The organism is Neisseria sp. HMSC070F02 (genome assembly GCF_001814225.1).
GTDB lineage: Bacteria > Pseudomonadota > Gammaproteobacteria > Burkholderiales > Neisseriaceae > Neisseria > Neisseria meningitidis.
Genome location: NZ_KV815413.1, coordinates 1 through 585, shown reverse-complemented (window position 1 = coordinate 585; position 585 = coordinate 1). Strand labels below are relative to the sequence as shown.

Below are 585 nucleotides of genomic sequence, written 5' to 3'. Positions count from 1 at the left end.
AACCGCTGCCGCCCTCCAAGTAATCATTGCCTGCACCGCCGATCAGAGTGTCGTTACCGTCTTCGCCGTTCAAATGATCATTGCCTTCGCCACCATTCAGTACATCGTTACCATTATAGCCGTACAGGGCGTCGTTGCCTTCTCCTCCATTGAGCGTATCATTGCCATTGCCACTGTAGATACTGTCGTTGCCTGCATCACCATTCAGCAGGTCATCCCCGTCGGCACCGTACAGATAGTCATCGCCCAATCCGCCATTTAAGGTACTTCCGGATTGGTAGGCATACAATCTGTCCGAACCGTCGGTGGATTGCTGTACCAGTTTTTTGACAGTGGCAACATCCAGTACTTTGCCGTTATCGAAATGAATCTCATCGATACGGTAAGCACCTGAGCCATCGTTCTGGAAATAGGACTGAACAGTCACTTGTCCACTGTCGTCTTTTGCCTTGATAAGAAGATGGTTGCCCTCTCGGGTAAAAGTCAGCATATCGGCTGTAATACCGTCGGTAAAGCGGATGATGTCTTTGCGTCCGGTAGCGTAGTCGTAATTATAGACCGTATCCTGACCGAAGCCTTTGCCGA

At 50.1% G+C, this 585-nt stretch carries 1 protein-coding gene; it reads right to left on the bottom strand.

All coding sequences use genetic code 11. The features are described from left to right. The coding region (locus HMPREF2959_RS04840; protein ID WP_305800015.1) for a calcium-binding protein at window positions 1-585 on the bottom strand (585 nt) is incomplete at both ends.